A 3,026-nucleotide genomic window follows, 5' to 3' on the forward strand; every position below is an offset into this window, starting at 1 on the left:
GCGCGACCCGAACCCGACGCGGGTGCTGAACGGCCCGCCGCCCATGGATCCGCCGCCCCCGTCGGCGCGCAAGCCGCTGATCATCGCGGGGGCCGCGGTCGGGGTGATCGCGCTGGTGGCGGTGCTGCTGGCGGCGCTGTCCCCGGACTCGTCCGAACCGCCCGCCGCCGCCCCGCCGCCCACGGCCGGTTCGTCGCGGGCCGAACCGGCCGCCGCCTGCTCGGTGTCGTACCGGATCGTCGGGACGTGGGAGCGGGGATTCCAGGCGACGGTGCGGATCACGAACCTCGGCGGCGGCGCCATCGACGGCTGGACGCTGGGCTTCGAGTTCCCGGACGGGCAGGCGATCGTCCAGCTGTGGAACGGCAGCCAGGTGCAGAGCGGCTCGTCGGTCACCGTGACGTCGGCGGACTGGAACAGCGCGATCCCGCCCTCCGGAACGGCCGAGTTCGGCTTCCTCGGACGCCAGGACGGCGCGAACTCCGCCCCGTCCCGCTTCACCCTGAACGGCGCCCCCTGCGGCCCCTGACCGAGACGACCGCGACCGCGACGGTCGCGGTCAGCCGGCCGGGGTCATGAGCTCCACGCCGATCAGCGCGGCGAGGACGAGGGTGCGCTGGGGCTCCGGGAGCGGGTGGAAGAGGCGGACGGTGTAGCTGCGGCGGCGCTCGCCGTAGGAGGAGTGGGCCGTCTGGAAGGCGGCGATCTGGGTGCCGCCCGGGTCGGTGATCGTGCCCTCCTCGTGCGGGTTCCGCAGGCCGGGGCCGGTCAGGAGGGCGGTCTGGTTCCCGTACCCGTCGAGCAGGGCGAAGCGGCCGCCCTGCTGGCCGGACATGAGCTTGAAGACGCCCTTGACGCCGCCCGTGGAGACGGCGATGGCGCCGATGCGTCCGCCGTTGGGGGCCACCACGTGGGCCGGTTGCGGGCGCATGGGGTCGTTGGTGCGGTCGATGTAGAAGTACGGCGTCTGGTCGGGGCCCGCGACGCAGAGGACGATGTGGCTCTCGTCGTGCTGGGCGTGGGGGTTGGCGTAGGGCACGGCGGCCTCGTCCGGGCGCCTGACCTGGACGCGCGTGGCGTTGGCGAGCAGTTCGCCGCCGTCGTGGAAGACGTACTCGCGCGGGCGCCGCGGTTCGTCGATCGTCCAGGTGAGCGCCTCGTACAGGTGCGGCACGTCAGCTCCGGGTCAGGTCGAACGCGAGGGGGGAGGCGATGACGAGCGTGCGCAGCGGTTCGGGGAGCTGGTACATGAGCTGCAGGGAGTACCGGTCCTTGAACGTCGCCTCCTTGACGTCGGCGTGCGCGATCCGCTGGCCGTTCATGTCGGTGTAGTCGCAGGCGACCGGGACCCACCGGACGTTCTCGGCGGCGCCCGTGCGCTGCATCTCCCACGCCAGCTCGCACAGCGGACGGTCGGACGCGTCGAGAAGGCGGTGCCGCATGGCCGCGGCCCCGGCGAGGGCGTTGAGCATGCCCCGGCCCACGCCGGCGCCCGCCATCTGCTGCGCGACGCCGACGAGGTCGTACTGGAACCGGCCGATGACGGTCCCGTCGGGGGCGACGATCGCGACGGGCGCGCCGTCCTGGTGGTCGACGTAGAACAGGGGCGCCCCGTCCAGCCCGGCGACCTGGACGACGACCCTCGCGTTCTTCAGGCCCGAGCTGAACATGCCGAGGAGCCCCTTGCGCGGCTTCGGTCCCGAGACCTGGGTGGCCTGGCCGAGGGGCCGGTCGTCCTGGCCCTCGATCCGGTACTCCAGTTGCGACGACTGCTGCTCGATCTTGAGGAAGGGCGAATTCAACAAGTCGGTCATGGCAGGCCAGCCTAGCGGCGGCCCGCCCGGCGCGTCCGCCCCCTGAAGCGCGATATCGCGGCCGTCCGCCGAATTGCGCACGCGGACATTGCGCGAATGGGCACACTGGGTTCAGGAGTGAACGGGGTGGCCGGGCCGGGACTAAGAATGGTCTTGTTTGGGGGAGTTTGTCGCCCTGAAGCGGCGCCCGGCCCGCCGATGCCGCAGATCGCGGTGGGCAATTCAGGGAGGAAATCATGCATATGTCGCGTGCTCGTCTCGGCTGGGCGGCCGTGCTGGCGGGAATGGCGGTCCTCGCGCAGGCCGCGCCCGCGCAGGCGGCACCCGGGCGGGCCGGGGGACCGTCCGGCGCCTACCTGCTGATGGTGGCGCCCGAGCACGGCCCCGTCACCGCGGTGAACCTGTGGTGCCGCCCGGACGGAGGGACGCATCCCGCCCCGTCCCGTGCCTGTGACCAGCTTGAATCCGTCGACGGCGAGGTCGGGCGGATCGGTGTCCAGCAGGGGGCCTGCACGTTGGAGTACGCGCCCGTCCGGGTGAGCGCCGACGGCAGATGGCGCGGGAGGGCACGCCATTTCGCTCAGACATATCCGAACCGCTGCGCCGCCATGCGCCGAACGGGCGGAGTCCTTTTCCGGTAGAACATCCATGGGCGCGGTTCGCCGGGCGGCCGAGAGGGGCGCCGTCCGGCGGACCGCATTAACGGAGAGGTCGCGTGATGCTCGCTTTCACCGGGCCGGACGTCCTTGTCACTTACGAGCGTTCCGGAGGGTTCGCCGGAATTCGGGAACGGGTGACCGTCGACGTTTCCGGGACGGCCGTCGTCAACGACAAGAAGATCACGCTGGGGGACGCGGAAATGCGCGGCCTGCGCACCGCGCTGAACGGCATCGTGACCACCTGGTCGTCGACGGCGGGGTGCGACGTCGCCGACCACTTCACCTACACGCTCGCCTACTCCGGGTACCGGGCGACGCGATGCCGGCTGCCGTCCGACTGGCGGGCGGCGGTGGAGCGGCTGGAGGCGCTCACCCGGCGCTGACGGCGCGGGTGTGCAGGTCGCGCATCGCCGATTCCAGGGCCGCGACGGGGCCGTCCACCGGCAGGCCCGGCACGACCTCCTGGATCGGGATCGCGGCGACCGGGCCGGGCTCGACGCCGAGCTCGGCCCGCCACGCGGCGAGCTGCGCGGACGAGTGGACGTAGACGATG

At 72.4% G+C, this 3,026-nt stretch carries 5 protein-coding genes and 1 pseudogene; 3 read left to right on the forward strand and 3 right to left on the reverse strand.

What is annotated here, in order from left to right; translation table 11 throughout:
* Window positions 1-529 (forward strand): cellulose-binding domain-containing protein (locus tag ETD83_RS40835; protein WP_171064726.1); only part of this gene is annotated, 529 nt, incomplete at its 5' end.
* Window positions 530-559: 30 nt separating this feature from the next.
* Here the strand turns inward: ETD83_RS40835 and ETD83_RS40840 are convergent.
* On the reverse strand, window positions 560-1,174 hold the full coding sequence (locus tag ETD83_RS40840) for a hypothetical protein (protein ID WP_138650607.1): 615 nt from the start codon (window positions 1,172-1,174) through the stop codon (window positions 560-562).
* Window position 1,175: 1 nt separating this feature from the next.
* Window positions 1,176-1,814, reverse strand: coding sequence for a hypothetical protein (locus ETD83_RS40845; RefSeq protein ID WP_138650608.1), 639 nt, complete (start codon window positions 1,812-1,814; stop codon window positions 1,176-1,178).
* 236 nt (window positions 1,815-2,050) lie between these two features.
* Between ETD83_RS40845 and ETD83_RS40850 the strand changes: the two genes are divergently transcribed.
* On the forward strand, window positions 2,051-2,455 hold the full coding sequence (locus tag ETD83_RS40850; RefSeq protein WP_138650609.1) for an SSI family serine proteinase inhibitor: 405 nt from the start codon (window positions 2,051-2,053) through the stop codon (window positions 2,453-2,455).
* A 74-nt stretch (window positions 2,456-2,529) separates the two neighbouring features.
* Window positions 2,530-2,856 carry a hypothetical protein gene (locus ETD83_RS40855; protein WP_138650610.1) on the forward strand — a complete coding sequence of 109 codons (327 nt, stop codon included), beginning with the start codon at window positions 2,530-2,532 and terminating at the stop codon, window positions 2,854-2,856.
* Here ETD83_RS40855 and ETD83_RS40860 read toward each other — a convergent pair.
* Window positions 2,843-3,026, reverse strand: a pseudogene (locus ETD83_RS40860) (nucleoside deaminase); the annotation flags it as partial. The gene ETD83_RS40855 and the pseudogene ETD83_RS40860 overlap by 14 nt on opposite strands.

Source organism: Actinomadura soli (genome assembly GCF_005889715.1).
GTDB classification, from domain to species: domain Bacteria; phylum Actinomycetota; class Actinomycetes; order Streptosporangiales; family Streptosporangiaceae; genus Spirillospora; species Spirillospora soli.

Coding starts and splice junctions, on each gene's coding strand:
- ETD83_RS40850 (WP_138650609.1), top strand. CDS start 2,051: ATGCATATGTCGCGTGCTCGTCTCGGCTGGGCGGCCGTGCTGGCGGGA.
- ETD83_RS40845 (WP_138650608.1), bottom strand. CDS start 1,814: ATGACCGACTTGTTGAATTCGCCCTTCCTCAAGATCGAGCAGCAGTCG.